General features: G+C 33.0%; 2 protein-coding genes. One reads left to right on the forward strand and one right to left on the reverse strand.

The genetic code is table 11. The annotated features are described in order from the left end of the window. Positions 1 to 234 (forward strand): hypothetical protein (locus ABZY20_RS37105; protein WP_356447928.1); only part of this gene is annotated, 234 nt, incomplete at its 5' end. Positions 235 to 317: 83 nt separating this feature from the next. Here ABZY20_RS37105 and ABZY20_RS37110 read toward each other — a convergent pair. Then, positions 318 to 1429 (reverse strand): IS3-like element IS981 family transposase gene (locus tag ABZY20_RS37110; RefSeq protein WP_356447929.1). Its coding sequence is split into 2 segments (ribosomal slippage): positions 318 to 1213 and positions 1213 to 1429, totalling 1113 coding nucleotides; the frame shifts between segments, so codons are not numbered across the junction. Positions 1430 to 1635 lie beyond the last annotated feature (206 nt).

Here is a 1635-nt window from a genome sequence, read left to right on the forward strand (position 1 = left end):
GAAAAAATGGCATTTGATGTAGATGATAAAAAAGTAAAAACAGTGTTATCAAACAGTTCTTTAGCTAAGTCAAAAGTGGAACTCCCTAAAAAAATTGAATCAGAAGAAAATAAAAAATCATATTCATTTACTTTGGAACCTTCTGTAAAAGAAGGCCTTGAAAAATTGGCAGAAAAACAAAATTATAAAAATACATCCCAATTTCTGAATGATTTAATTAAACTATATCTATAATGAATACAAAAACTCATGTTAATAAATAATGACGTTAAGTCAAGTTTTTAGAGTAACAAACGTAGAATTTTAATCTATTTATTTTAAGCACTTACCTTTTCAAATTGATTAGGTGTAAGATACCCTAAACTTTGATGGATTCGTTTTGAATTATAAAAGGCTTCGATGTACCAGAAAATACTCTGATAGGCTTCTTCAAAGTTCTTATATTTAAATTGATACACCCACTCTCTTTTTAAATGTCCATGCCAAGATTCAAGACTGGCATTATGATAAGGGTATCCCCTTCGACTGAAAGAGTGAGTCATCCCATAATACTTAAGCAACTCTTCATACTCTAGACTCGTATACTGGCTTCCTTGGTCAGAATGAAGAATAACAGCTTCTGGATAGTCTTGTGATTTAATGGCCTTATTTAAAGTTCTTTGCACTAATTCTACAGTCATTCGCTTGCCCAAATCCCAAGCAATGACTTTTTTAGTATAACGATCCATAATGGTTGAGAGATAAGCCCATCCTTGTTGAGTAGGAATATAAGTAATGTCGGTTGACCAAACCTTATTTTTCTTTGTAGGTTCAGTCTGTATGAGATTTTTTCGATTGATGTGATCACTTAGTGAGTATCCAGGCTTAAATTTCTTAATGACTACAGACTTGAGTTGAAGTTGCTTCATTAGCTTCTGTACCAGTTTTAACCCGACTTTTTCCCCTTGTTTAAGTAGAAGATGATGAATTTTAGGAGCACCATAGATTCCTCGGTTAGCATTGAAGAGTTGAGAAATTTTGAGTGACAGGTATTGTCTCCTTAATTGAGTTTTAGATGGATGTCGGTTAATCTGTTCATAATAACTTGATTCAGGAACATCAAGGAGTTGACAGCTTAGTCTGACATTGAGTGCTAAAGTTTGTATGGTTTGAGCCATATCCGCAGCACTCACTTCTTTTTCTCGGCGAATATGGTCAATACTTTTTTTAAGATGTCTCGTTCTTCCTTAACTTTAGCCAGTTGTCTTTTTAATTCTAGAAAATCAGCTTTAGAGATGGAGCTTTCATTAGATTTAGAGTAGAGGTCTATCCATTTATAAATTGTTGCAGGGGCCACGTCGTATTCTTTAGACAGCTGGGTGACGGATTGACCAGAATGATAGAAGGCGATAAGGGTTTCTTTAAATTCTTTTGAGTAGCGTTTTTTCATGTTTTTGTCCTTTGTCTAAATTATACAATAGTGACTCTAAGATTTAAGGATAACATCACAATAACCTTAATTTTTAGATGATAATTTCTCATTTTTTACTTCGCATTTATAAACTACACTATAGTTAACGCTTACGACTCTGATTGCAACAGAATTTTTTCTTAATTCATTACTAAAGCAACTATTATTCCTAAAATTGTTCCACC

The organism is Streptomyces sp. NPDC006624 (assembly GCF_040611555.1).
Lineage (GTDB): Bacteria > Actinomycetota > Actinomycetes > Streptomycetales > Streptomycetaceae > Streptomyces.